This window comes from Methylocystis sp. H4A (assembly GCF_015709545.1).
Taxonomy (GTDB): Bacteria; Pseudomonadota; Alphaproteobacteria; order Rhizobiales; family Beijerinckiaceae; genus Methylocystis; species Methylocystis silviterrae.
Genome location: NZ_JADNQY010000028.1, coordinates 618,916 through 643,283 on the forward strand (window position 1 = coordinate 618,916; position 24,368 = coordinate 643,283).

Consider the following 24,368-nt stretch of genomic DNA (forward strand, 5'->3'; position numbering starts at 1 on the left):
GACGGCCGATGGCGATATTCACTGTTCATTTTCCGCGCATGGCGCCGGGCCAGCTTCCCGCGCCGGACAAGATCGTCTTTTTGCGCGACGGCTTTTCCTGGCCGGCCTTTATTTTTGGTCCGTTCTGGCTGGCCTGGCGGCGCGCTTGGCTGGTCGCCGTCCTCTGGACGCTGCTTCTCGTCGCCTTGGCGCTTATCGCCTGGCAGCTGCGGGTGTCGCGCGACGCGATGTCCTGGCTGACGTTCGGGCTCGCTGTCTGGCTCGGTTTCGAGGGGGAGCGGCTCGTCGGCTGGAATTTGGCGCGTCGCGGCTATGTCGAGCAGGATCTCGTCATTGGCGATGACCTCGACGAGGCGGAGGCGGCCTACTTCCACCGCCATCGCACTTCTGAGCGGATCGCGAAAGACGATGTCGCTGGGGGACTTGCTCCTTGACGACCGCGATCATCGACTATGGGTCAGGCAATCTGCATTCCGCCTTGAAAGCCTTTGAGCGCGCCGCCCGCGAGTCACAGGCGCAAGACGACATTCGCGTCACCAGCGATCCTGACGTCGTGCGCGCCGCTGAGCGTGTCGTTCTGCCGGGCGTCGGCGCTTTCGCCGATTGTCGCCGCGGCCTGATGGCGATCGAGGGTCTTTACGCCGCCCTGCAGGAGGCGGTCATCGACCGCGGCCGGCCGTTCTTAGGGATTTGCGTCGGCATGCAGCTCATGGGCGCGCGCGGCCTTGAACATGGCGAAACGCCGGGCCTCGGCTGGATTCCGGGAGACGTCTCGGCGATCGAACCCGCGGATCCTTCGCTCAAAATCCCGCATATGGGCTGGAATACGCTGACGCTGAGCCGGGAACATCCGCTCTTTGCCGGCGTGCCGACGGGAGAGCGTGGATTGCACGCCTATTTCGTGCATTCGTTTCAGCTGACGCCGGCGTCGCCGGATCACATCCTGGCGACGACCGACTATGGCGCGCCGCTCACGGCGGCCGTGGCGCGCGACAATCTCGTCGGCGTGCAGTTCCATCCCGAAAAAAGCCAGAGGCTGGGCCTAGCATTGATCGGCAATTTCCTGAGGTGGCGTCCGTGATTCTGTTTCCCGCAATCGATTTGAAGGAAGGGCAATGCGTGCGCTTGGCCCAGGGCGATATGGACCGCGCGACGGTGTTCAATGACGACCCCGCGGAGCAGGCGCGCGCTTTCCAGCGGGTCGGGTTCGAATATCTGCACGTCGTCGATCTCGATGGCGCCTTCGCGGGGGCGCCGCGCAACGCCCAGGCGGTCGAATCCATTCTCGCCGCGCTGACGATTCCTGTGCAGCTTGGCGGCGGCATTCGCGACATGCGCACGCTGTCCTGCTGGTTGGAAAAAGGCGTTGCGCGCGTCATCATCGGCACGGCGGCCGTCAAAGACCCGTCTTTCGTGCGTGAGGCGGCGCGTCTTCACCCGGGCCGCGTCGCCGTAGGGGTCGACGCCAAGAACGGTTTTGTCGCCGTCGACGGCTGGTCGCGCGCGACACGCATGTCGGCGCTCGATCTCGGCAAGAGCTTCGAAGACGCGGGGGTGAGCGCCATCATCTACACCGACATCTCGCGCGACGGCGTTTTGACCGGCCTCAATATCGAGGCGACCCTGGCGCTCGCCGACGCCTTGACGATTCCCGTCATCGCCTCGGGCGGCCTCGCGTCGCTCGCCGACGTGGAGCGGCTGCTGCAGCCCGATTGCCGCAAGCTTGCCGGCGCCATCACCGGACGGGCGCTCTACGACGGGCGGCTCGATCCGGCGCAGGCGTTGGCGATGATCCGCGCGCGTGCGGCGACCGAGAACGCGTGATGCTGAAAGCGCGCGTCATTCCCTGCCTGGACGTGAAAGGAGGACGCGTCGTCAAGGGCGTCAATTTCGTCGATCTGCGCGACGCCGGCGATCCGGTCGAATGCGCCATCGCCTATGACGCCGCCGGCGCCGACGAACTCTGCTTTCTCGACATCACCGCAAGCCATGAAGACCGCGGCATTCTGCTCGACGTCGTGCAGCGCACGGCGGAAGCCTGCTTCATGCCGCTGACTGTGGGAGGCGGCGTGCGCACGCTGGACGACATCCGCAATCTGCTGCTTGCCGGCGCCGACAAAGTCTCGATCAATTCGGCCGCCGTGGCCAATCCCGGCTTCGTTCGCGAAGCGTCGGAAAAATTCGGCGCGCAATGCATCGTTGTCGCCATTGACGCCAAGCGCGCAGCCGAGGGACGCTGGGAAATCTTCACCCACGGCGGGCGCCGCGCAACGGGGATCGACGCAGTGCGATACGCGCGCGACGTCAGCGAACTCGGCGCCGGCGAAATCCTGCTGACCTCGATGGATCGCGACGGCACAAAGAGCGGCTTCGACATCGCGCTGACGCGGGCCGTCGCCGACGCCGTGCAGGTGCCGGTCATCGCCTCGGGCGGCGTTGGGACGCTCGATCATCTCGTCGCCGGGGTCAAGGAAGGCCATGCGAGCGCCGTGCTCGCCGCTTCGATCTTCCATTTCGGCGAATATTCGATCCCGCAGGCGAAGCTTCACATGGCGGCGGCGGGGCTGCCGATGCGCCTCGACGGCCTGGAGGCGATGGGATGATGGCTGTTGAGCGGCTCGGATGTCATTCCCGACGCGCGCAACGCGCGCGATCGGGAATCCAGAGCAAGACCAGCATTCTTGAATTGGCTCTGGATTCCCGGTCAGGCCTTCGGCCTGCCGGGAATGACACGGCGCAAGCGATCGGCGCTTGCGGGTTCAATATCGAGCGCCGAGCCTGCTCCCTCTCCCGCGCAGCGGGGGAGGGTTGGGGAGGGGGCCTGTCATGAGTTTCACGCTGGACGATCTCGCGGCGCTCATCAAATCACGCCGCGAGGACGACGCCTCGACCTCCTATACGAAGACCCTGCTCGACGCTGGAATGCCGCGCATCGCCAAGAAATTCGGCGAAGAGGCGGTCGAAACCGTGATCGCGGCGATGGAGGGCGACCGAAGCGCGCTCATCAATGAAGCCGCGGACACGTTCTATCATCTTCTGGTCATGCTCGAAGCGCGGGATATCTCGCTCGACGACGTGTTGCGCGAACTGGAGCGGCGCACGAAACAGTCTGGCCTTGCAGAGAAAGCCGCGCGCGGAGCAAAGGAATGACGGTGGCGGAGCTCGTCCCCAACAACGAGGCTCTTTCCCCCTACCGGCATTTTACGCGCGCCGAATGGGCGTCGCTGCGCGCCGATACGCCGCTGACGCTGACGCTCGATGATCTCGTCCGGCTAAAATCGCTCAACGATCCAATCTCGCTCGAAGAAGTCATCGAAATCTATCTGCCGCTGTCGCGCCTGCTGGCTCTTTACGTTGCGGCGACGCAGGGCCTCTTTAAGGCGACGCAGCGCTTTCTCGGCGCCGAGGACGGCAAGGTTCCCTACATTATCGGGGTCGCGGGCTCCGTCGCCGTGGGGAAGTCCACGACGGCGCGCGTGCTGCGCGCCCTCCTGTCGCGCTGGCCGAATACGCCGAAAGTGGAGCTCATCACCACCGACGGATTTCTTTTGCCCAACAGAATCCTTGAAGCCGAAAGGCTGATGGACAAGAAGGGCTTTCCGGAAAGCTACGACAACAAATCGCTGCTGCGATTTCTTTCCGATGTGAAGGCGGGACGGCGCAACGTCTGCGCGCCGGTCTATTCGCATATGACCTATGACGTCGTCGAGGGCGAAGCGAGCTGCGTCGACCGGCCCGACATTCTCATCGTCGAAGGCGTCAACGTTCTGCTTGCGCCGCGCATGCGCGACGGCCGCGAAATTCCCTTCGTCTCCGACTTCTTCGATTTCTCGGTCTATCTCGACGCGCCTGAAGACGTGCTGGAGCGATGGTATGTGGAGCGCTTTCGTCGGCTTCAGCAGACGGCGTTCCGCGATCCGGAATCCTACTTCCGGGTCTATGCCGATCTCGACGCAGAGGAGACGACGCGCGTCGCAAAAGACATATGGACGCGCATCAACCTCGAGAATCTGCGCCAGAACATCGCCCCGACGCGCCCGCGCGCGAGTTTGATCCTCACCAAGGACGCCGATCACAGGATCGAGGAAGTGGCGCTTCGCAAATTATGAGCTTCGCTTGGGCCGCGACGCGGAGTTCGCTTGCGCAAGGCGCGGCTATAGGGTGAGCGCATGATAACGGCTCTGGAAACGCTCGTCGTTCTCCTCGCGGTGGTGGCGGCCGTCGCCTTCGTCGCCTCGCGCCTCGGCCTCGCTTCGCCCATCCTGCTCGTCGCGGCGGGCGTGGCGATCGCGATGGCGCCGGGCGTGCCGCCGCTGGTGCTCGAGCCCGAATTCATCTTACTCCTCGTCCTGCCGCCGGTGATCTACATTTCGGCGATCTCCATGAGTTGGCGGGAATTCCAGTTCAATCTGCAGCCGATCCTTGTGCTGGCGATCGGGTGCGTCGTCTTCACCACCATCGCCGTTTCGGCGGCGACGAACTGGTTGCTCGGCTGGCCCTGGGCGGTCGGCTTCGTGCTTGGCGCAATCGTCTCGCCGCCCGACACCCTCGCGCCGCTCGCCATCGCGCGCCGCATGCGGCTGCCTCGGCGCATCCGCGTCATTCTGGAGGGAGAAGGCCTCGCCAATGACGCGACGGCCCTGGTTCTCTATCGTTTCGCGGTGGCGGCGGTCAGCGTTGGCTCCTTTTCGCTGGCGCAAGCGGGCGAAACCTTCACGATCATCATCGTTTCGGAGATTGTGTGGGGCGTCGGCGTCGGCTGGACGATGTTGCGGCTGCGCCGCTTCATGCGCGATCCGCGCATCGAAATAACGCTGTCGCTGATCACGCCGTTCCTCGCCTACTGGCCGCCAGAACATCTTGGCGGCTCGGGCGTCATCGCGACCGTCGCGACGGGCCTCTACATCAGCTGGAACGGACCCCGGCTGATCAGCGCCGCGACGCGTCTGCAGGGCATATTCTTCTGGGACTTCTTCATCTATCTGATCGAAGGCCTCGTCTTTCTCTTCACCGGCCTGCAGGCGCAGGCGCTTTTCGCACGCATCCAGAACCACTCGCTTTACGATCTGGCGGCGTCGGCGGCGCTCGTTTCGCTCGTCGTGATCGTGGCGCGCTTCGTCTGGATTTTTCCGCACGCCTATCTGCCGCGATGGTTCATCCCGCGCGCGCGGCGCCAGCCGGCGCCGCCCTGGCAAGGGCTCTTCATCATTTCCTTCACCGGAGTGCGCGGGATCGTTTCGCTCGCCGCGGCTCTGGCGATCCCGATCACGACGGCGCGCGGCGAGCCCTTTCCCTATCGCGACTCCATTTTCTTCCTCGCCTTCTGCGTCGTGATGGTCACGCTCGTCTTCCAGGGCGCGATGTTGCCCTGGGTTATTCGCAAGCTCGGGGTCGCGAAAACCGGAATGGAGGAGCGTCTGCTCGACCGCGCCGAGGAAATTCAGGCGCGCCGCTCCGCCGTCGAGGCTTCCACCGCCAGATTGGCGGCGATAGTCGCCGAGCAGGACGTGCCGGAAGAAGCGACGCTGTCGTTTCAAGCGCAACAGGATTATTTCCTGTCGCGCATCCGCATGAAATGCGACATCGAGGACGAACGCCGCGCGCTGACCGAGCTTCACGACGAGATTGAATTGCTGCTCATCGCCGCGGAGCGCGACGCGATCAACGGCATGCTGCGCGAGGGCGCGCTCAAGGACGAGGCCCGCCGCCGCATCGAGCGCGAACTCGATCTGCGCGAAGCGGATGTGCTGAACCGCAGCAAAGAGCGGCTGGGGTAGAGTGTCATTCCCGACGCGCGCAACGTGCGCGATCGGGAATCCAGAGCCATGATTAAATCTGGGGATTTGTGCTGGATTCCCGGTCAGGCCTTTGGCCTGCCGGGAATGACAATGCGCGGTCTCGGTTACGCGTTCCCCACCGTTCGCAGCAGCGGCGGCGCGGCTTGTCGATGCGCCGACTTGCCGTCGATGACGAGGCCCGAGGCGTCGGCCGACACTTCGACGCTCGCGCCGTCGATGATCTCGCCCGCGAGCAGCCGCTCGGCAAGCGTGTCCTGCAGCTCCTTCTGCATGACGCGCTTCAAGGGCCGCGCGCCATAGGTCGGGTCATAGCCCTTCGCCGCCAGCCAGTCGCGCGCCTTGGCGTCGAGATGCAGCGTGATCTTGCGATCTTCGAGGAGCTTCTGCAGCCGCTTGACCTGGATGTCGACGATCGCGCCCATATCCTCGCGCCGCAGCCGGTTGAACAGGATGATCTCATCGACGCGGTTCAGGAACTCCGGCCTGAAATGCGCCCGCACGACCTGCATGACTTCGCTATGCACGGCGGAGGAATCCTCGCCTTCCTTCTGCATGACGAGGAATTCCGAGCCGAGATTCGACGTCATGATGATCAGCGTGTTCTTGAAATCGACCGTGCGGCCCTGGCCGTCCGTCAGGCGGCCGTCGTCGAGCACCTGCAGGAGCACGTTGAAGACGTCCGGATGCGCCTTCTCGATCTCGTCGAAAAGCACGACCTGATACGGCCTACGGCGCACGGCTTCGGTCAAAGCGCCGCCTTCCTCATAGCCGACATAGCCGGGCGGCGCGCCGATGAGCCGCGCGACCGAATGCTTTTCCATATATTCCGACATATCGAGCCGCACCATCGCCGTCTCGTCGTCGAAGAGAAACGCGGCGAGCGCCTTCGTCAGCTCCGTCTTGCCGACTCCCGTGGGGCCAAGGAAGATGAAGCTGCCGATCGGGCGGTTAGGGTCCTGCAGTCCGGCGCGTGCGCGGCGCACCGCGGTCGACACGGCGACGACCGCGTCATGCTGGCCGACGACCCGCTTTGCGAGTTCGTCCTCCATGTGCAGCAACTTCTCGCGTTCGCCCTCGAGCATTTTGTCGACCGGCACGCCGGTCCAGCGCGAGACGACCTGCGCCACGTCATTGGCGGTGACCTCCTCGTCGACGAGCGTGTCGGCTTCGGTTTCCGTCTCCGCCAGCTTCCTTTCGAGATCGGGAATCACGCCATAGGTGAGTTCGCCCGCGCGCTGATATTCGCCGCGCCGCTGCGCCTGCGCCAGTTCGTTGCGCGCCGCTTCAAGCTGCTCCTTGAGCTTCTGCGCCGCGCCGAGCTTGTCCTTCTCGGCTCGCCAGCGCGCGGTGAGCGCCCCTGATTTCTCTTCGAGGTCGGCAAGCTCGCCTTCGAGCTTCGCCAGTCGATCCTTTGACGCCGTGTCCGTTTCTTTCTTGAGCGCTTCCTGCTCGATCTTCAGCTGGATGATGCGCCGGTCGAGTTCGTCGAGCTCCTCGGGCTTCGAGTCGATCTGCATGCGCAGGCGCGACGACGCCTCGTCGATGAGGTCGATCGCTTTGTCCGGCAGGAAGCGGTCGGAGATGTAGCGGTTCGACAAAGTCGCCGCGGCGACGATCGCGCTATCGGTGATGCGCACGCCGTGATGGAGTTCGTATTTCTCCTTCAGGCCGCGCAGGATCGAGATCGTATCCTCGACGGTCGGCTCGTCGACGAAGACCGGCTGGAAGCGCCGGGCGAGCGCCGCGTCCTTTTCGACATGTTTGCGGTATTCATTGAGCGTCGTCGCGCCGACGCAATGCAATTCGCCGCGCGCGAGCGCCGGTTTCAGCAGATTGGAGGCGTCCATCGCGCCATCGGCCTTGCCGGCGCCGACGAGCGTGTGCATCTCGTCGATGAACAGGATGACATTGCCTTCGGCGGCGGTGACTTCGTTCAGCACCGCCTTCAGCCGCTCCTCGAATTCGCCGCGATATTTCGCGCCGGCGATCAACGCGCCCATGTCGAGCGCGAGCAGCTTCTTATCTTCAAGCGATTCCGGCACGTCGCCATTGACGATGCGCAGCGCCAGACCCTCGACGATCGCGGTCTTGCCGACGCCGGGTTCGCCGATGAGCACCGGATTGTTCTTGGTGCGGCGCGACAGCACCTGAATCGCGCGGCGGATCTCCTCGTCGCGGCCGATCACAGGATCGAGCTTGCCCTCGCGCGCCGCCTCGGTCAGATCACGGGCGTATTTCTTCAGCGCGTCATAGGCGTTCTCGGCGGAGGCCGAATCCGCCGTGCGGCCCTTGCGCAGATCTTCGATCGCGGCGTTGAGCGTCTGCGGCGTCACGCCGGCGGCGGCAAGAATTTTCGAGGCCTCGGAGTCCTTCTCCATCGCCAGCGCCAACAGCAGCCGCTCGACGGTGACGTAAGAATCGCCCGCCTTCTGGGCGATCTTCTCGGCGTTGTCGAAGAGGCGGGCGGTCGCCGGCGCGAGATAGAGCTGGCCGGCGCCGGTGCCCATCACTTTGGGCAGTTTGGCGAGCGCGGCTTCGGTTTTCGCCAGCGCCTCGCGCGAGCGGCCGCCGGCGCGGTCGATCAGCCCGGCGGACAGGCCCTGGTCGTCATCGAGCAGGACTTTCAATATGTGCTCGGGCGTAAACTGCTGGTGGCCTTCGCGCGTCGCCATCGACTGCGCCGACTGAACGAATCCGCGCGCGCGTTCGGTGTATTTCTCAAAGTTCATTTATAGCCCCTCTGACCATGAGGCGACCCTTTGTTTTAAGCGGCGCGCCTCGCGTCCAAAATTTTCTCGTTCAAGGCCCCTTGCGGCTGCCCTCGTGGTCGATATGGGAAGGGCCGCACGGGGTTAAAGGGGGTGCGGCGCGAAAGCGCGGACTCGACCGCGCCGGGCGCATCGGAATACCTCGGCTAATCGCTTTGGCGATGTTGGCGCGCAGCCGGCCAGAGCGCGCGCCATCCGCCATAGAGCGAGAGCGCCACAAGCGACAGCATCATCGCATAGACCGAGCCCGAGGCGATGAGACCGGCGATGGGACTGCCATACATCGCATAGATGTTGGACGGCCGCTGCTCGGCGGCAGGGCTCAAATGCGCGAACCAGAGCGCCACGGCGCCGAGAACGCCGATGACCGCCCAGAACGCCGCGCCGATCTTGCCGCGGAAATAGAAATACAGCGCGGCGCCTGTAAGCGCGTATTTCGCCGAAAGAAAAGCGGCGGCGATCGACCATGCCCCTGGTTGCGAGAAATCGTCGCGCAACAGGTGGTCGAGATCATGCGCGGCGGAAAACGCCACTGCGGCGAGAACGAGGACCGTGAGCGTCTTGTCCGGCATGGCTGGCTCTCCTTGCGAACGGCCGAGTCTATTTTCCTGACGGCCGGGCGGGTGTAGGCAATCCGCCTCGACGTGTCACCGAAACAGGGACGTCCATGCGACTTGCCTCTCTCTATCGCTATCCCGTCAAAGGCCTCTCGCCCGAGCCGCTGGACGCCGCCGATCTGAAGACTGGCGACTATTTTCCGGGAGATCGACTGTTTGCGCTGGAAAACGGCCCTTCAGGCTTCGATCCCGCGGCGCCCGAGCATCAGCCCAAGATCAAATTTCTGATGCTGATGAGGAACGGCGCGCTCGCGGGTCTTGCGACGCGCTACGATGAGGCGACAGGCATATTGACGATCGCCAGGGGAGGACGGGAGGTCGCGCGAGGGGATTTGCGGTCGGCGAAAGGGCGCGAACCCATCGAGGCCTTCCTGACCGGCTTTCTTGGGCCCGAAATCCGCGGCCGCGTGCGGCTTCTGGCAGCGCCCGACGGTTTTCGCTTCACGGATTCGAAGTCGGGATTTGTCTCACTCGTCAATTTGGCGAGCGTCGCGGCGATTGCGCAGGCGCAAGGGGCCGCGATCGATCCGCTGCGGTTTCGCGCCAATCTCTACGTCGAAGACATGGGCGCATGGGCCGAAGCGGCGCTCCTGGGGCGAACCCTGTCGATCGGCGGCGCGCGGCTCGAGGTGCTCAAAATGACCGATCGCTGCGCGGCCACAGGCGTCGAGCCAGGCACGGGGCGACGCGACATGGATATCGTTCAAACGCTGCGCCAGAACTTCGGCCACATTGATTGCGGCGTTTACGCGCGGGTGATCGAGGGTGGCCGGATCAAGGCCGGCGACGCGATCAGCATCCTCGCCTGAAGCTCTAGAACCGATCTGGCTCGAGCGGAAGTTCGCCCACCTGCGGCGATTCATCGTCCCGTGCGCCGCCGGCGACGTCATCAATCGGCGGGCGCGGGCGCCGGCGCCGGCGTGAACTCAAATGATAATTGACTCCGCCCTCGTGTTCACGCGGCGCATTCTCGCGCTCGAGAACGGGTTCCGCTCCGGCGGCGCTCTCGCTGGGAGGGGCGGCGCGCGCCACTGGCGCGGTGATGAATGAAGGAAGCGCCGTTCCTGCTTCGCTCTCGACCGCGCTGGCCTCGGGGCGCGGCTGGAAGCGGCGGTCGCGGCCGCGCTCATATCCCTGATGACGAGGACGTTCGCCGCCTTCGGCGTTGCGGTCTCGGTTAAACGGCGGTCGCTCGGGCCGCTGCTGCCGTTCCGGACGCTCCGCGCGCTCGCCGGCGCGCACCTCGCCGATCGGGCGCTCCTCGAAAGGCTGAGGCTGCGGCTGCGGCTGCGAGAAATGCGGCTGCGGCTGCGGTTGCGGCGCGAAGGGCGGCGGCGGCTGGAAGGCCGGCGGCGGCAGCCGTTCTGCAAGCGGCGCGAAACGGTCTGGAAGCGGGGCGAAATCGTCGTCGTCCTCGGAGGTGTCGATTTCCGCTTCCAGCTGCGGGCGTCCATAGCCGTTGACTTGCTGCTGTTGCTGCGCGGCGGCGATCAGCCGGAAATAGTGCTCCGCGTGCTGCAGCAGGCTCTCGGCCATGATCGTGTCGCCGGAGGACTGCGCGTCGCGCGCGAGCTGAAGATATTTTTCGGCGACATGCTGAGCCGTGCCGCGGATCTTCACGTCGGGGCCATTCGATTCATAGGACCGTGTAAGCGGATTGGGCCCTTTGCGGTTGTTGCTCCGACCGCGCATTCTCTTGTTTTGCCCTGGTCTCATCAAACTCCCCGAAATCTTGCTGCGCTCGGCCCCGCCTGCGCGGCGTTCCCAACAACGTCGCCGCTAAATTCCTTCGCCCGGCGCATGCGCCAACGGACAGGCGACAGCAATCCGTTTTCGGACCTCAAGCTTCGATAATGCTGTGCGCGAGTCGATTTTCCTCAAGTCGGCCGCAATCGGCGGCCCCACGTCGCTCTGCGCCAATTCCCCTCAGCGCAACTGCTTGATGCCCAACGCGACTGCATGCCTGCCTGCCGGATCGCAACGCTCCCGACAATCGAAGTGGTCTTCACTCCGGCGCTTTCATGTCGATTTCGACGTTGCTCCTGGCCGGTCGTTTCGGGCTTCCGTTCGCGAAGCAGAGCCAAAGCGTTCGAGTTCTCTCTCGAAGTTGGCGATCGGCTGGACCTGGAATGACTATAGTGGAGGGGGTGGCCGCCAACAAGGCCGAGCGCGGCGAGACGGGCCAAAAAAGCGGTCACTGTCGCCAATATGTCACGGCCTTGACGGGTAAGGCCGCGCCGCGACAACCCTCTCGTGGCCCCCAATGTCGCGCGCCACACGGTCGATTTTGAAGCCCTGGGCCTCCAACAGCGCCGCGACGCTTGCAGCTTGATCGAAGCCGACCTCGAATACGACGACCGTGTCCTCGTCAATGAACCGCGGCAAGTCGCCGATGATCTCCCGATACCGCTCGAGCCCGTCGGAGCCGCCGTCGAGCGCCAGCGCCGGATCATGGAGCCGCACTTCGGGATCGAGCCCTGCAATGTCCCCGGTGCGCACATATGGGGGATTGGACACGATGAGGTCGAAACGCGCCTGAAGCGCCTCCGCCCAGCGGCCCCGCACAACCGCCGCGCGGTCTGACAGGCCGCAACGGGCGAGATTTGCGGCGGTCGCCGCGCAGGCGTCCTCCGAGAGATCGACGGCGAGGGCGCGCGCGGCCGGAAGCTCGCTGAGAAGCGCGCAGGCGATAGCGCCCGAGCCGGCGCCAAGATCGAGAATCGAGAGCGGCGCGTCGCGCCGTTCCGCAACGAAGCGTAACGCCGTCTCCACCAGCGTTTCCGTGTCGGGCCGCGGATCGAGCACTGACGGCGCGACGACGAGGTCCAGCGTCCAGAAGCCGCGCTCTCCAAGAATGCGCGACACCGGCTCACGGGCGGCCCGTCGCGCCGCATAGCGGGAGAGGGCGCTCGCCTCCTCCTGAGAAAGCGGCGCGCGCGGCGTCATGGCGAGTTCGAGCCGCGTCAGCCCTGTGGCGGCGCGCAGCAGAGCGCGCGCGTCCTCCTGCGGGTCGTCGACCCCGCGGGCGTCGAGATAGTCCGCAACTGTCGCGATCGCCTGGGCGCGCGTCAGCGGATCGCTCGTTGCGGCCTTCCTCGCGCCCAGACTCATCTCTACCCCCGGCTGGCGAGAAGCGCCGTCAGCCTTTTTGCGAAAGCTGCTGCGTCGATGGGATGCTCGCCGTCGGCGACGCGGGCGAGATCGAGCAGGAGGAGCTGGTCGTCGCGCGCCGCTTCACGCCCCTTTGCGCGCAAGGCCGTCGCCAGCGCGACGATCGCTTCATGCCTCGGATTGATCTCCAAAACCGGCTTTCCGAAGGCCGCCTGTTGTCCATGTTCGGCCAGAAGGCGGGACAATTGGCGGTCAAACCCAGTATCGGGCGCCACCAGGCAAACGGCGCTATCTGTCAGTCGCGTCGAGGCGCGCACGTCGTCGACATGATCCGCAAGCGTCTCCTTGAGGGCTGCAAGCAGGTCGGCCACGTCGGCCGGCGCGGTCGCCTCCGTCTTGGCGTCCTCGACGAGCGCGATCGAATCGATGTCGGCTTGTCCCTGCGTGACGGATTTGAACGGCTTGCCCTCATAGCCAAGCGCGCTCGTCACCCAGAAAGCGTCGACGGCGTCGTCGAGAAGCAGCACTTCGACGCCTCTCGCCCGGAAGCCTTCGAGTTGCGGGCTGGCGCGCAGCCGCTTCATGTCGTCGCCGACAAGATAATAGATCGCCGTCTGATTTTCCCTCAGATCGGCGACGTAATTCTTGAGGGTGCGGGTCTGTTCCTCGGACGTCGTCGAGGCGAAACGCGCAATTTCGAAGAGGGCGTCGCGGCGGCTCGGGTCTTCGTGCAGCCCCTCCTTGATCACGGAGCCGAAGTTCTTCCACACGTCCGCGAATTTTTCGGGCTCGGCGTCGGCGAGCTTCTTGAGTTCCTGCAAAATGCGCGTTGCGATGGCCTTGCCGATCGCGCCGGCGACCGGGCTTTTCTGCACCATCTCGCGCGAGACATTGAGCGGAATGTCGGCGCTGTCGACGACGATGCGCATGAACCGCAGCCAGGCGGGCAGCAGCTCCATGTCGCGCGAGATCAGCACGCGCCGCACATACAGCTTGGATTTGCTCCTTCGCGCCGGGTCGAAAAGATCGAAGGGCCGCGTCCCGGGAACAAAGGCGAGCACTGTATATTCGGTGCGTCCTTCGGCGCGCCAATGCGCGATCAGCGCGGGCTCGTCCAGCTGCCCGGACAATTGCCGGTAGAAGTCGACATATTGCTCATGTGTGATGTCCAACTTCGGCTTCGTCCACAGGGCGACGCCTTCGGCGATCCGCCGGGGCTCTTCGCCCGGCGCCGCGATGAGATCAATCGGCGCGGCGATCGCGCCCGAGTGCTCGCGCACGACGCGTTCAACCCGCCAGCCGTCGAGAAATTCATCGCTGTCGGCGTTGAGATGCAGCGTGACGCGGGCGCCGACGGCGGGCGCCTCCTCGAGCGGCAGAGCCGCGATCTGATAGGAGCCCTTGCCGTCTGAACTCCACAGCCAGGCCTGATCCTCGCCGGCTCGCCGCGTCGCGACCTCGACGCGGTCGGCGACCATGAAGGCGGAATAGAAGCCGACGCCGAACTGGCCGATGAAGCCGGCGTCCTTCTCCTTGCCGAGTTTGTCGAGAAAGGCGCGCGTTCCCGAATTGGCGATGGTGCCGAGGGCGCTGATCAGCTCCTCGCGCGACATGCCGACGCCATTGTCGGCGATCGTCAGCGTGCGCTTCTCCTTATCGAGTGAGATCGTGACGAGCGGCGCGGCGGCTTGCGCGGCGAGTTTTTCGTCGGAAAGCGCCTCGTAACGCAGCTTTTCGCAGGCGTCGGCGGCGTTCGAGACGAGTTCGCGCAAAAAGACGTCGCGCTCCGAATAGACGGAGTGCGTCATCAGCTCGAGCAGCCGCGCGACGTCGGCCTCAAAACCGAAATCGGCGGCGGTTTGCGGATCGGCGGCGGGAGCCGCGGCGGCGACGGATGCGGCGTCGTCGGTCATGTTCTCTCCGATGAAAAGAAAAAGAGAATGCACGTCGCGGTCGATGCGACGGCGGCTCTTGAGTTCGTCATTGTTGCAGAATTTGCAAGAGCCTCGGCGGCGGGGCGCCGTCGCGCGGCCGCTAGAGGCGGATACGGTGGCCCGCTAAAGCTAGACGAGCCGGCGCGGGAGCGAAACTCCCGGCCGGCCCGACCATCGCCACGACCTCTATATCTCGGAACCGCACGCTTCGGGGGGCTGGGGGGCTGACGAAACCGAAAACGCGTGGCCCCGAGCTGTCGAGGCAATGAACTTCATTTTGGGCGGCGCATTTGGCTGGCAAGGGGCGCCAAGTCGGCGAAAGTATGATTATTACAAGCCAAGTCTTATCCCACGGAGCGGATGCAAAGATTCTCGTCGTAAACCAGTCATTAAGTCTTGCCCGGCGCATCCGTGCAGGCCAACATGGTTAAGAGAGATCGAGGAGAGCGGACGCATGGCGGAGTCGGAGACGACGGAGCCCAGCCGGGCCCGACCCGCGCTCGTCGTCGTGAACGGCGCTTCGCCGGACGCGGCGTCGGGAGCCCGGGGAGACAAGCGCGGCGCGGCGGTTTCGTTCAGCCGCCCAGAACTCAACGTCATCTTCAATGTTTATGGAGAGAAAGTCGCGCAGGGGGAATGGCGCGACTATGCGATCGACTTCACGCCGGCGAAGGCCGTGTTCTCCATTTTTCGGCGCGCAAGCGAGGCGCCGCTGTATCGAATCGAGAAGAACCCGGCGTTGGCGCGGCGGCAGGGGGCCTATGCCGTGATCGCAGCGACGGGGCTCGTGCTTCGGCGCGGCCATGATCTTTCGAGGGTGGTGCGGGTTTTGGACCGCGCGTTGAGGCTCGTCGGCGCCGAATAGGCGCACAAGCATCTCACAAAGTCGTCGTCGCAAGATCAGAATCGATCGGCGCGATAGGGCGTCGGATCGATGAAGGGCGTCTCGCCGGTCATCATATCGGCGAGCAGCCGGCCGGAAACCGGCCCAAGCGTCAGCCCATGATGCGCATGGCCGAAATCGAACCATAGGCCGCGATGACGCGGCGCCGGACCGACGATCGGCAGCATGTCCGGCAGGCAGGGCCGCGCGCCGCGCCAGGGTTCCGGGTCGAGCCGTTCGGCGAGCGGAAACAATCGGCGCGCCGTCGGTTCGCAAACCTCGATCTGCACGGGGGTCGGCGGCGCATCGCGGCGGGCGAATTCGGCCCCGCTCGTCAGCCTGACGCCGCGGCGCATCGGCGCCAGGAGATAGCCGACGTCGGCGTCGAGGATCGGATGATTGAGCTTTGCGCCGTCCTTCGCGGCGTAATGCATGTGGTAGCCGCGCTTCCAGCCGAGCGGAATGCGATAGCCGAGCGGCCCATAAACAAAATCCGACCAGGGGCCGAGCGCCACAACCGCGGCGCCGGCGACGAGCGGCCCGTTCGCCGTCTCGACGCGCCAGCGCCCATCCGGCTCTTGCGAAAGGCTGCGCGCGTCTCCGGAAAGAAACTGGCCGCCGCGTGAGACAAACAGATCGGCGTAGGCTTTCGAGAGCGCGGCGGGATCGATGATCGCGGCGGTGTCACGGTAATGGATGCCGCCCATGATCGGCGCGAGATCGGGCTCCAGCGCCGCAACCCCTGCCGAATCTAGCGTATCAATATGTAAGCCATAGGCGCGCAGCCGGTCGGCGTCGGCGAGGCCGGCGGCGAGAGTCTCCTCGCTGCGATGCAGCTTGATCCAGCCGGTCCTGCGCAACAGCTCGCCGGCGCCTGCCTGCTGGATCAGCGCCTCATGCTCGCTCAGGCTGTGTTCGATCAGCGGGCGCCGCGCTTCGATATTCCGCCGCACCCGCTCCGGCGCGCTCTCGCGCCAATAGCGCAGGAGCCATGGCCCCACCGCCGGCAGCGCCGAGACGTGGTAATGCGCTTCAGGGAGAAGGTTCAGCGCATATTTGATGAGCTTCGCCGGGTCGCGCGGGAACAGATAGGGGATGAGCGAAGAGCGTTCGATCAGGCCGGCGTTGCCGAAGCTTGTCTCCTGTCCCGCTGCGCCGGCGCGATCGATGAGCACGACGTCGCGGCCGCGCGCCTGCAGATGCAGCGCGGCGCTGACGCCGACGATCCCCGCGCCAAGAACGACGACATCCGTCGACTGCATGAATCCTCCCACCTGGTCTTCCCATATATGGACTTTGATGCAACGCGCATGCTAGGCGCCTCTCTCCTCCGTAAAATTTAGGGCGCGCCGGATGATCCCCCGCTATTCCAGACCCGAGATGACCGTGATTTGGGAGCCGCAGACGCGGTTTCGCATCTGGTTCGAGATCGAGGCCTACGCCTGTGACGCGCTCGCCGAGATCGGCGTCATTCCGCGGGAGAGCGCCAAGGCGATCTGGGACAAAGCGGATTTCGTCACCTTCGACGTCGCGCGAATCGACGAGATCGAACGGGTGACGAAGCATGACGTGATCGCCTTTTTGACCCATCTCGCCGAATTCATCGGCGCCGAGTCGCGTTTCGTTCATCAGGGCATGACGTCTTCGGACGTGCTCGACACCTGTCTTGCCGTGCAATTGTCGCGCGCCGCGGATCTGCTGATCGCCGACGTCGACGCGCTGCTCTCCGCGCTCAAGACGCGCGCTTTTGAGCATAAATACACGCCGACGATCGGCCGCTCGCACGGCATTCACGCCGAGCCGACGACCTTCGGGCTGAAACTGGCGCAGGCCTACGCCGAATTCACCCGCGCGCGGGAGCGGCTCCTCCAGGCGCGCCGAGAAATTTCGACCTGCGCGATTTCCGGCGCCGTCGGCACTTTTGCCAATATCGATCCGCGCGTCGAAGACTATGTGGCGCATAAGATGGGTCTGACCGTCGAACCGATCTCGACGCAGGTCATTCCGCGCGACCGCCATGCGGCTTATTTTGCGACGCTCGCCGTGGTGGCGTCGTCGGTTGAACGGCTGGCGATCGAAATCCGCCATCTTCAGCGCACCGAGGTGCTCGAGGCGGAAGAGTATTTCTCGGCCGGGCAGAAGGGTTCTTCCGCCATGCCGCATAAGCGTAATCCGGTGCTGACCGAAAATCTGACCGGACTCGCGCGGCTGGTGCGCGGCATGGCGATCCCCGCGATGGAAAACGTCGCGCTCTGGCACGAGCGCGATATTTCGCATTCGTCCGTCGAGCGCATGATCGGGCCTGACGCGACGGTGACTCTGGACTTCGCGCTGGCGCGCTTGACGAGCGTCATCGACAATCTCGTTGTCTACCCGGAAAATATGCGCAAGAACTTAGAGAAGCTCGGCGGGCTCATTCATTCGCAGCGCGTGCTTCTGGCGCTGACGCAAAAAGGCGTCTCGCGCGAAGACGCCTACGCCATGGTGCAGCGCAACGCCATGCCAGTTTGGCGCGGCGAGGGCGATTTCCGTAACCTGCTCGGGCAGGACAAGGACGTAAGCGCGAAACTATCGGCAGCGGAATTGGACGCGCTCTTCGATCTCTCGTACCACTTCAAACATGTGGATACGATTTTCGCGCGGGTCTTTGGGGAGGCTTAGCGCCGCCGCTAATCTCCATATATCCGAGCTGCAATTCTCTCGCGAAGGCGATCAGCGCGGCGGTGAAGAGCGCCATCGCCAGGGCGAATAGCAACCCCGCGCCATACTCATGGCGCACATGGAAAAATGCCGCCGCAAAACTGAGGATCACGAGAAGGCTCGTCACGATGCAGCTCGCCACGCCCCAGTAAATGGCGTGATGCATCAGCTGGCCGCGCTTTCTGAGGATTGGCAGTTCAGCTTTCAGATGGACCTGCGCCGCGCTGTCGCCGTCCGTCTGGACGATGATTCTCGCACGATCGATGATGCGGTCCAATCGTGAAACGAGGACGGTCAAGAGCTGCGCCTCGGCTGCGAGCAGGAAGGCGGGGCCGGTGACCTGCGAGATCACATTGGAAAGCTGTTCGATCGAGGGCGTGTTGATGAGCATGAGGGTCTCGGAACATGAGGGTCTCGGAGCATGAGGTCTCGCACGAGGATCCCGCGCAATTCCGATTAGGCGCGCCCGCCCGTCAAGCGTTACCGTGACGGCCAGCGCCATTTTGGCGACTCATGTTCGGGCGCGAGGGTCTCGCCCAGACGCTTCTCTAGCGCGATTTCGACGCAACAATCGTCTTTTCTCAGTTCCGAGACCAGTTGCGCCGAGTGCGACACGACGAACAGCTGCGTCTCGTTGGAGACCTTGCGCATCAGCCGCGCCAGCGCGCCGATGAGATTGGGATGGAGACTCGCTTCAGGTTCGTTGAACACCATCAGCGGCGGCGGGCGAGGCGTCAGCAGCGCAGCGACGAGCAGCAGATAGCGCAGCGTGCCTTCCGAGAGCTCCGTGGCGCGTAGTGGCCGAAGCAAACCGTGCTGGCGCATCAGCGTCTCCACGTAACCGTCCGATGCCGAAATATTGATCGTGCTGGATGAAAAGGCGTCGTCGATCGTCTCTCCCAGGCCGTCCGCGTCGCCAATTTCCAGAATGGTTGCGAGCGCCGCCGCGAGGTCTGCGCCGTCATCGGCGAGCGCGGGGGTGAAGGTGCCGATCTGCGGGCGTCGCGCCGGCGCCTCGCGGTCGGCGCGCAAATTGTCATAGAAGCGCCAGCTCCGCACCGTCTCACGCAAGATTGAGAGATCATAGGCTTCGCGCAAGTCGGCGCAGTGCGTCATCATGCTGTCGACGCCGGCGAGTGAAGCCCCGGCCTGCCGCCATTCGCCATTTTCCCCGCGAATGCGCGCGCTCGGTCCCCGTCGCTCGGCGAAAAGATTAGCATGGCCAAGATGTTCTCCGGTCCATTGCGCCTCGAGCTTGATCTGCGGATCGAGCGGGAAGGCCTCCGTCGCATTGGAAGTTGGGCCGAGGTCAATCGCATAACCATAGGTCTTCGAAGCGAAGCCGAGCTTCAGCGCCTTTCGCGACTGGCGCGCCAAGGGCTCTATCGGAGTCTCGCCCGCTTTCATGGCGCGGGAGAATTTCTCGGGCCCAGCCCACAGCGTCGAATTTAGTCCGCCCTCCCGGGCAAGGGACTGGATGATGCGCCCCTGCGCAACATCGGCGAGAAGGCGCAGCGCACGATAAAGGCTGGACTTGCCGGCGCCGTTGGCGCCAGTCACGACGGTGAGACGCCCCGGCGCAAGGACCAGATCGCGAATCGATCGATAGCCGGAAATTGCGAGCCGCGTGATCACACTGCCTCCCTGGCGGCAATATCGATGGACGGGCGCGAACGGGCAATGGCCGCCCTTCCAATAGGGAGCGCAAAGCCTTAAAGAGCGGGCATGATCTGGCTTATCTTCGCCTTGCTGACCGGCGCCGCGGTGATGGCGGTGCTGGCGCCGCTCGCCATGCGGAATGGGGCGCAGGATGAAAGCGCCGCCGACGTCGCCTTTTTCGAGGAGCAGATCGCCGAAATCGAGCGCGAGCGCGAGGAAGGTCGCCTCGACGCGGCGGACGCGGGAGCCGCGAAGACCGAGGCGGCGCGCCGACTGTTGCGCGCCGAAGCCGCGCCAAAGGCGAGGGTCGTCTCCTCGCGCAAACTCGCGCTCGCCGCGGCGCTCGCGGCCATTGTGGTCATCCCCGCCGTCGCGCTGACGCTTTATGCGCGGCTCGGCCACTCCGACATGCCGGACATGCCGCTGACGGCGCGGCTCGACTCCGCGCCGGACCGCAATGACCTCTCCGGCGCCGTCGCGCGCATCGAACAGCATTTGCGCGAGCATCCCGAAGACGGTCGCGGCTTCGAAGTCATCGCGCCATATTTGCTGCGCACGGGGCGCGGCGAAGACGCCGTCCACGCCTATTCGGAAGCGCTGCGACTTTTGGGCGCAACCGCGGCGCGACATGCGGCGCTTGGAGAAGCGCGCGTCGTCGTCGCTCAAGGCGTGGTGACGCCGCAAGCCAAGAAGGATTTCGAGGCCGCGCTCGCGCTCGACCCTTCAGTGCCAGAGGCGCAGTATTATCTTGGACTCGCCGCGGCGCAGGCCGGCGAGAAGGAAAAAGCGATCGCAATCTTTTCCAAGATGGCTGCTGACGCGCCGGCCGACGCCGCTTATCTGAAGGCTGTGAACGCCCAGCTCGCCATTCTGCGCGGCGAGGCGAATCCGCCGGTCGTCGCGCGCGGGCCGTCGAGCGAGCAGGGTAAAGCAATCGCGGCGATGCCCGCCGATCAGCGTCAGGAGATGATCCGCGGCATGGTGGATCGTCTTGCCTCGCGGCTCGAGTCCAAGGGAGACGACGTCGAGGGATGGCTAAAGCTCATTCGCGCCTATAGCGTCCTCGCCGAGACAGAAAAGGCGAAGAAGGCCGTGACCGACGCGCGCAAGGCGCTCGCCAGCAAGCAGGACGACATGGCCCGCATCGAGGCGCTGGCGAAAGAGCTGAATATCGGAGGCTAGAGCGCGCCAAATGCAGCGTGATCTAGAGCGAAGTTTCGCCTCTTCGCGAGAACTGTCCGCCGTGGGCACATGGGAGCGTTTTGAAGCACAATGACGCGTAAGGGAAAGCGGCTGACGTTGATTGCCGGCGCGATGGCGATTCTTGCCCTCGCCGCCGGGCTTATGCTGTTCGCGCTGCGCGACAATATCGTATTCTTCTACACGCCCTCGGAGCTTGCGAAGAAGCAAACGGCCTCCGGCGCGCGGCTGCGCATCGGCGGTCTGGTGAAGGAAGGCACGGTGGTGAAGAATGGCCAAGATGTGCGCTTCACTGTCACCGACAAGACGAGCGATCTTACGGTGTCCTACACAGGCTTGCTGCCGGATCTATTCCGCGAAGGGCAGGGCGTCGTCGTCGACGGCGTGCTGCAGCCGGACGGCGCCTTTCGCGCCGACAGCGTGCTCGCTAAGCACGACGAACGCTACATGCCGCGCGACGTCGCCGACGCCTTGAAGAAGCAGGGCGTCTGGCAGGGAGAGACGAAGTGATGGGCGACTTTAGCGCAAACTGTATTGCCCATGGAGCAAATGAGGCCGTTGATGGGCTTCGGGGATTGCTTCGCTTCGCTCGCAATGACGCAAGCCAAGGTTTCCTCATCCTGAGGAGCGAGCGAAGCTCGCGTCTAGAAGGACGAGGAAACCGCTCATCCCAGAATGCGCGGCGCCCTCGCGCTTCGAGACGCGCCTTCGGCGCTCCTCAGCATGAGGGCGACTGTATCGCCGCGCGCCTGTCGAGGTCCGCATGATCGTTGAAACCGGACATTACGCGCTCGTTCTGGCGCTGGCGCTGGCGCTGGCGCAATTCGCCATTCCCTTCATCGGCGCTCGGCTGAATGACGCCGCGCTGATGCGCGTCGCGCGCCCCGCGGCGATCACGCAATTCCTGTTCGTCGCGCTCTCCTATGGCGCGCTGACATATGCGCATGTCGTTTCCGACTTCTCGCTCGTCAACGTGATCGAGAATTCCCATTCGCTGAAGCCCTTCATCTATAAAATCTCGGGCGTGTGGGGGAACCACGAAGGCTCGATGCTTCTGTGGGTGCTCGTTCTCTCCTTTTGCGGCGCGCTGATCGCGGTTTTCTCCAGCGCAATGCCCGACCGGCTGCGCGCCGACGCGCTCGCCGTGCAGGGGCTGCTCGGCGCGGCCTTTCTTCTTTTCATTCTGCTCACCTCAAATCCCTTCGCGCGCGTCGCGCCGGCGCCGTGGGAGGGTCGCGACCTCAACCCGATCCTGCAGGATCCCGGCCTCGCGATCCATCCGCCGCTGCTCTATCTCGGCTATGTCGGCTTTTCGATCGTGTTCTCTTTCGCCGCCGCCGCGCTCATTGGCGGACGCATCGACGCCGGCTGGGCGCGCGTCATTCGCCCATGGACTCTTTTCGCCTGGATCGCGCTGACGCTCGGCATCGCCATGGGGTCGTACTGGGCCTATTACACGCTCGGCTGGGGCGGCTTCTGGTTCTGGGACCCGGTCGAGAACGCCTCGCTGATGCCCTGGATCGCCGGCACGGCGCTCGTGCACAGCGCCGCCGTGATGGAAAAGCGCGAGGCGCTGAAGGTCTGGACGATCTTTCTCGCGATCCTCGCCTTCTCGCTGTCGCTGCTCGGCACCTTCCTGGTGCGCTCCGGCGTGCTGACGTCAGTGCATGCGTTCGCGAGCGATCCTGACCGCGGCGTGTTCATCCTCGCCATTCTCGTCTTCTTTATCGGCGGCGCGCTTGCGCTCTTTGCGCTGCGGGCCGGCGCGCTGCCTGTCGGCGGCCTGTTTTCGCCGATCTCGCGGGAAGGCGCGCTTGTTCTCAACAATCTGCTGCTTTCGGCGTGCTGCGCCACCGTCGTCGTCGGCACGCTCTATCCGCTGGCGCTCGAAGCGATCACCGGCGAGAAGATTTCCGTCGGCGCGCCATTCTTCAACACCGTGCTGATTCCGATCGCGCTGCCGCTCGCCTTGCTGATGCCGATCGGCCAGATGCTCTCCTGGAAGCGCGGCGATCTTACCGCCGCCTTGCAGCGGCTGCGCATCGCTTTCATCGTCGGCGTCGTCGCGACGGCCGCTTTCGGCGCCTGGTACGGAACGCCGTTCCTCTCGATTGCTGCCGCCGGCATCGCGATCTATCTCGTCGTCGGCGCTTTGAGCGATCTTGCGCTGCGCGTGCGGGGGACCTCCGGACGCGCGAGCTTGAAGCGGTTCGCCGGCCTGCCGCTATCCGTCTTCGGCACGTCGATCGCTCACGCCGGCATGGGGCTGACGCTGCTCGGCCTCGCCGCGACCGGCTGGGGCGTCGAAACCATCGTGGCGATGAAGCCTTCGAGCTTTTATGACGTCGGTCCCTATCAGATCGGCATCGAATCTGTTTCGCCGCGCCAGGGGCCGAATTATTCGGAAGTCTACGCCGTCATGGCGGTGCGCAAGGACGGCGCGACGCTCGCGACGATCGAGCCGGCCAAGCGCTTCTATCAGGCGCGGCGCATGGCGCGCTCGGAGGCCGGAATCGTCACGCTGGCGCTCGGACAGGTTTACGCTGCGATCGGCGAGTCGCATGAGGATGGAACGATCGACGCGCGGCTGTACTGGAAGCCGCTCGTGACGCTGATCTGGATCGGCGCGCTGGTCATGGCCTTCGGCGGCGCGCTGTCGCTCGCCGACCGGCGTCTGCGCATCGGCGTCGCCCGCCGCGCCGCCGCGCCAGCCCTGGAGCCGGCCGAATGAGAGTCGAAGCCCCCTCCCTGTCCCTCCCCCGCTGTCGCGGGAGAGGGGACCCTAACGATCGGCATTTGCCGGATGGCAAGAAATCGCCGAATTTTGCTCCCTCTCCCGCGAAGTGGGGGAGGGTTGGGGTGGGGGTCTTCATCGCGCTCGTTCTCTTCCCCCTGACGGCCCACGCCGTCACGCCCGGCGAAAGGCTTGCCGATCCGGCGCTCGAAGCGCGGGCGCGGGCGATCACCACCGAGCTGCGCTGCCTCGTCTGCCAGAACCAGTCGATCGACGATTCCGACGCTTCGCTCGCCAAGGATTTGCGTGTGCTCGTGCGCGAGAAGCTCAAGGAGGGAATGAGCGACGGCGAGGTGCGCGAATTCGTCCATGCCCGCTATGGCGATTTCGTGCTGCTCCGCCCGCCGGTGAAGCCCGGCACGCTGCTGCTCTGGGCCGCGCCGCTGATCGCTCTGCTCGCCGGCGCCGCCGCCATCTGGATGGCGGCGCGGCGACGGGCAGGCGTCCCCGCCGCGCCCGCCAAGGCGCTCAGCGAAGAAGAGCGCGCGCGACTGAAAACTCTGGGCGTCTCGGACTTGGAAAGGCCCAAGAGCTAAACCCCCAAGAGCTAAACCCCAAAGAGCTAAACCCCTATCCAACGCACGCCCGCTGGATTATAGGGGCGGGACAGTTCCCGCCGCCCCGGCGCCTCTCAAGGAGCGGATCATGGCCCAGCATTCCACGCCCCATTTCCACAATCAGCCCGGCGTCGCGCAGATCAGGATCGGGGCCAAGGAATTCATGTGCATCGGCGCGCTGCCGCCCTTCGACCACCCTCATGTCTATATCGACATGGGCGCGTCGAACGAGGCCGTCTGCCCCTATTGCTCGACGCATTACGTCTACGACCCGGCCCTGCGCGGCGGCGCCGACCCGGCCGAATGCGTCTATCGCGTCTCCGAAGACGCCGCCGCCTGACATTACG

23 protein-coding genes are annotated in these 24,368 nt (G+C 64.8%); 15 read left to right on the forward strand and 8 right to left on the reverse strand.

What is annotated here, in order from left to right; genetic code table 11:
• The first annotated feature begins 8 nt into the window (after nt 1-8).
• The 7 genes from IYW40_RS19595 to IYW40_RS19625 all read left to right on the forward strand — a co-directional run bounded on the left by IYW40_RS19595 (nt 9) and on the right by IYW40_RS19625 (nt 5,777).
• Nucleotides 9-434: a DUF2628 domain-containing protein gene (locus IYW40_RS19595; protein ID WP_196401907.1), complete on the forward strand. Its 426-nt coding sequence runs from the start codon at nt 9-11 to the stop codon at nt 432-434.
• Nucleotides 431-1,081, forward strand: a complete 651-nt coding sequence (gene hisH, locus IYW40_RS19600; RefSeq protein ID WP_196401908.1) for an imidazole glycerol phosphate synthase subunit HisH — start codon at nt 431-433, stop codon at nt 1,079-1,081. The genes IYW40_RS19595 and hisH overlap by 4 nt, the downstream gene beginning before the upstream one ends.
• Entirely contained in the window at nt 1,078-1,824 is a 747-nt protein-coding gene (hisA, locus tag IYW40_RS19605; protein WP_196394389.1) for a 1-(5-phosphoribosyl)-5-[(5-phosphoribosylamino)methylideneamino]imidazole-4-carboxamide isomerase, read from the forward strand. Before hisH ends, hisA begins: the two co-directional genes overlap by 4 nt.
• On the forward strand, nt 1,824-2,603 hold the full coding sequence (gene hisF, locus IYW40_RS19610; protein WP_196401909.1) for an imidazole glycerol phosphate synthase subunit HisF: 780 nt from the start codon (nt 1,824-1,826) through the stop codon (nt 2,601-2,603). Before hisA ends, hisF begins: the two co-directional genes overlap by 1 nt.
• Before the next feature lie 223 nt (nt 2,604-2,826).
• The gene (locus IYW40_RS19615) at nt 2,827-3,150 is read left to right on the forward strand and encodes a phosphoribosyl-ATP diphosphatase (RefSeq protein WP_196401910.1); all 324 of its coding nucleotides are present in this window, start codon (nt 2,827-2,829) and stop codon (nt 3,148-3,150) included.
• On the forward strand, nt 3,147-4,109 hold the full coding sequence (gene coaA / locus IYW40_RS19620; protein WP_175092617.1) for a type I pantothenate kinase: 963 nt from the start codon (nt 3,147-3,149) through the stop codon (nt 4,107-4,109). Before IYW40_RS19615 ends, coaA begins: the two co-directional genes overlap by 4 nt.
• A gap of 60 nt (nt 4,110-4,169) precedes the next feature.
• Nucleotides 4,170-5,777, forward strand: coding sequence for a Na+/H+ antiporter (locus tag IYW40_RS19625; protein ID WP_196401911.1), 1,608 nt, complete (start codon nt 4,170-4,172; stop codon nt 5,775-5,777).
• Between the two features lie 125 nt (nt 5,778-5,902).
• Here IYW40_RS19625 and clpB read toward each other — a convergent pair whose 3' ends face one another.
• Both clpB and IYW40_RS19635 read right to left on the reverse strand, forming a co-directional pair.
• Nucleotides 5,903-8,527: an ATP-dependent chaperone ClpB gene (gene clpB, locus IYW40_RS19630; protein ID WP_196401912.1), complete on the reverse strand. Its 2,625-nt coding sequence runs from the start codon at nt 8,525-8,527 to the stop codon at nt 5,903-5,905.
• Between the two features lie 185 nt (nt 8,528-8,712).
• Entirely contained in the window at nt 8,713-9,138 is a 426-nt protein-coding gene (locus IYW40_RS19635) for a hypothetical protein (protein ID WP_196401913.1), read from the reverse strand.
• 95 nt (nt 9,139-9,233) lie between these two features.
• Between IYW40_RS19635 and IYW40_RS19640 the strand changes: the two genes are divergently transcribed.
• Nucleotides 9,234-9,992: an MOSC domain-containing protein gene (locus IYW40_RS19640; protein WP_196401914.1), complete on the forward strand. Its 759-nt coding sequence runs from the start codon at nt 9,234-9,236 to the stop codon at nt 9,990-9,992.
• Nucleotides 9,993-9,996: 4 nt separating this feature from the next.
• Here IYW40_RS19640 and IYW40_RS19645 read toward each other — a convergent pair whose 3' ends face one another.
• From IYW40_RS19645 to htpG, 3 genes are all read right to left on the reverse strand, one after another.
• Entirely contained in the window at nt 9,997-10,875 is an 879-nt protein-coding gene (locus IYW40_RS19645; protein ID WP_196401915.1) for a DUF4167 domain-containing protein, read from the reverse strand.
• A 519-nt stretch (nt 10,876-11,394) separates the two neighbouring features.
• On the reverse strand, nt 11,395-12,294 hold the full coding sequence (gene prmC / locus IYW40_RS19650) for a peptide chain release factor N(5)-glutamine methyltransferase (RefSeq protein WP_196401916.1): 900 nt from the start codon (nt 12,292-12,294) through the stop codon (nt 11,395-11,397).
• A 2-nt stretch (nt 12,295-12,296) separates the two neighbouring features.
• Complete coding sequence (gene htpG, locus IYW40_RS19655; RefSeq protein ID WP_196401917.1) at nt 12,297-14,207, reverse strand: molecular chaperone HtpG; 1,911 nt, start codon at nt 14,205-14,207, stop codon at nt 12,297-12,299.
• 475 nt (nt 14,208-14,682) lie between these two features.
• On the opposite strand from htpG, the gene IYW40_RS19660 reads away from it, so the two are divergent.
• A complete protein-coding gene (locus tag IYW40_RS19660; RefSeq protein WP_196401918.1) occupies nt 14,683-15,093 on the forward strand; it encodes a DUF2794 domain-containing protein in 411 nt (136 codons plus the stop codon).
• A gap of 35 nt (nt 15,094-15,128) precedes the next feature.
• On the opposite strand, the gene IYW40_RS19665 is transcribed toward IYW40_RS19660, so the two are convergent.
• The gene (locus IYW40_RS19665) at nt 15,129-16,373 is read right to left on the reverse strand and encodes an FAD-dependent oxidoreductase (RefSeq protein WP_196401919.1); all 1,245 of its coding nucleotides are present in this window, start codon (nt 16,371-16,373) and stop codon (nt 15,129-15,131) included.
• A 91-nt stretch (nt 16,374-16,464) separates the two neighbouring features.
• Between IYW40_RS19665 and purB the strand changes: the two genes are divergently transcribed.
• The gene (purB, locus tag IYW40_RS19670; RefSeq protein WP_196401920.1) at nt 16,465-17,772 is read left to right on the forward strand and encodes an adenylosuccinate lyase; all 1,308 of its coding nucleotides are present in this window, start codon (nt 16,465-16,467) and stop codon (nt 17,770-17,772) included.
• On the opposite strand, the gene IYW40_RS19675 is transcribed toward purB, so the two are convergent.
• Nucleotides 17,726-18,202: a DUF2721 domain-containing protein gene (locus IYW40_RS19675; protein ID WP_196401921.1), complete on the reverse strand. Its 477-nt coding sequence runs from the start codon at nt 18,200-18,202 to the stop codon at nt 17,726-17,728. The two genes, purB and IYW40_RS19675, sit on opposite strands and share 47 nt — an antisense overlap.
• 89 nt (nt 18,203-18,291) lie before the next feature.
• Nucleotides 18,292-19,446 carry an AAA family ATPase gene (locus IYW40_RS19680; protein ID WP_196401922.1) on the reverse strand — a complete coding sequence of 385 codons (1,155 nt, stop codon included), beginning with the start codon at nt 19,444-19,446 and terminating at the stop codon, nt 18,292-18,294.
• A gap of 90 nt (nt 19,447-19,536) precedes the next feature.
• Here IYW40_RS19680 and ccmI point away from each other — a divergent pair, with 90 nt between their 5' ends.
• From ccmI to IYW40_RS19705, 5 genes are all read left to right on the forward strand, one after another.
• A complete protein-coding gene (ccmI, locus tag IYW40_RS19685) occupies nt 19,537-20,652 on the forward strand; it encodes a c-type cytochrome biogenesis protein CcmI (protein WP_196401923.1) in 1,116 nt (371 codons plus the stop codon).
• 90 nt (nt 20,653-20,742) lie between these two features.
• Nucleotides 20,743-21,180 (forward strand): cytochrome c maturation protein CcmE, encoded by a 438-nt coding sequence (ccmE, locus tag IYW40_RS19690; RefSeq protein WP_196401924.1) that lies wholly within the window; start codon nt 20,743-20,745, stop codon nt 21,178-21,180.
• 253 nt (nt 21,181-21,433) lie between these two features.
• On the forward strand, nt 21,434-23,401 hold the full coding sequence (locus IYW40_RS19695) for a heme lyase CcmF/NrfE family subunit (RefSeq protein ID WP_196401925.1): 1,968 nt from the start codon (nt 21,434-21,436) through the stop codon (nt 23,399-23,401).
• Nucleotides 23,402-23,529: 128 nt separating this feature from the next.
• Nucleotides 23,530-24,000, forward strand: coding sequence for a cytochrome c-type biogenesis protein (locus IYW40_RS19700; protein WP_196401926.1), 471 nt, complete (start codon nt 23,530-23,532; stop codon nt 23,998-24,000).
• A 109-nt stretch (nt 24,001-24,109) separates the two neighbouring features.
• Entirely contained in the window at nt 24,110-24,361 is a 252-nt protein-coding gene (locus IYW40_RS19705) for a zinc-finger domain-containing protein (RefSeq protein ID WP_175092633.1), read from the forward strand.
• The last annotated feature ends 7 nt before the right edge of the window (nt 24,362-24,368 follow it).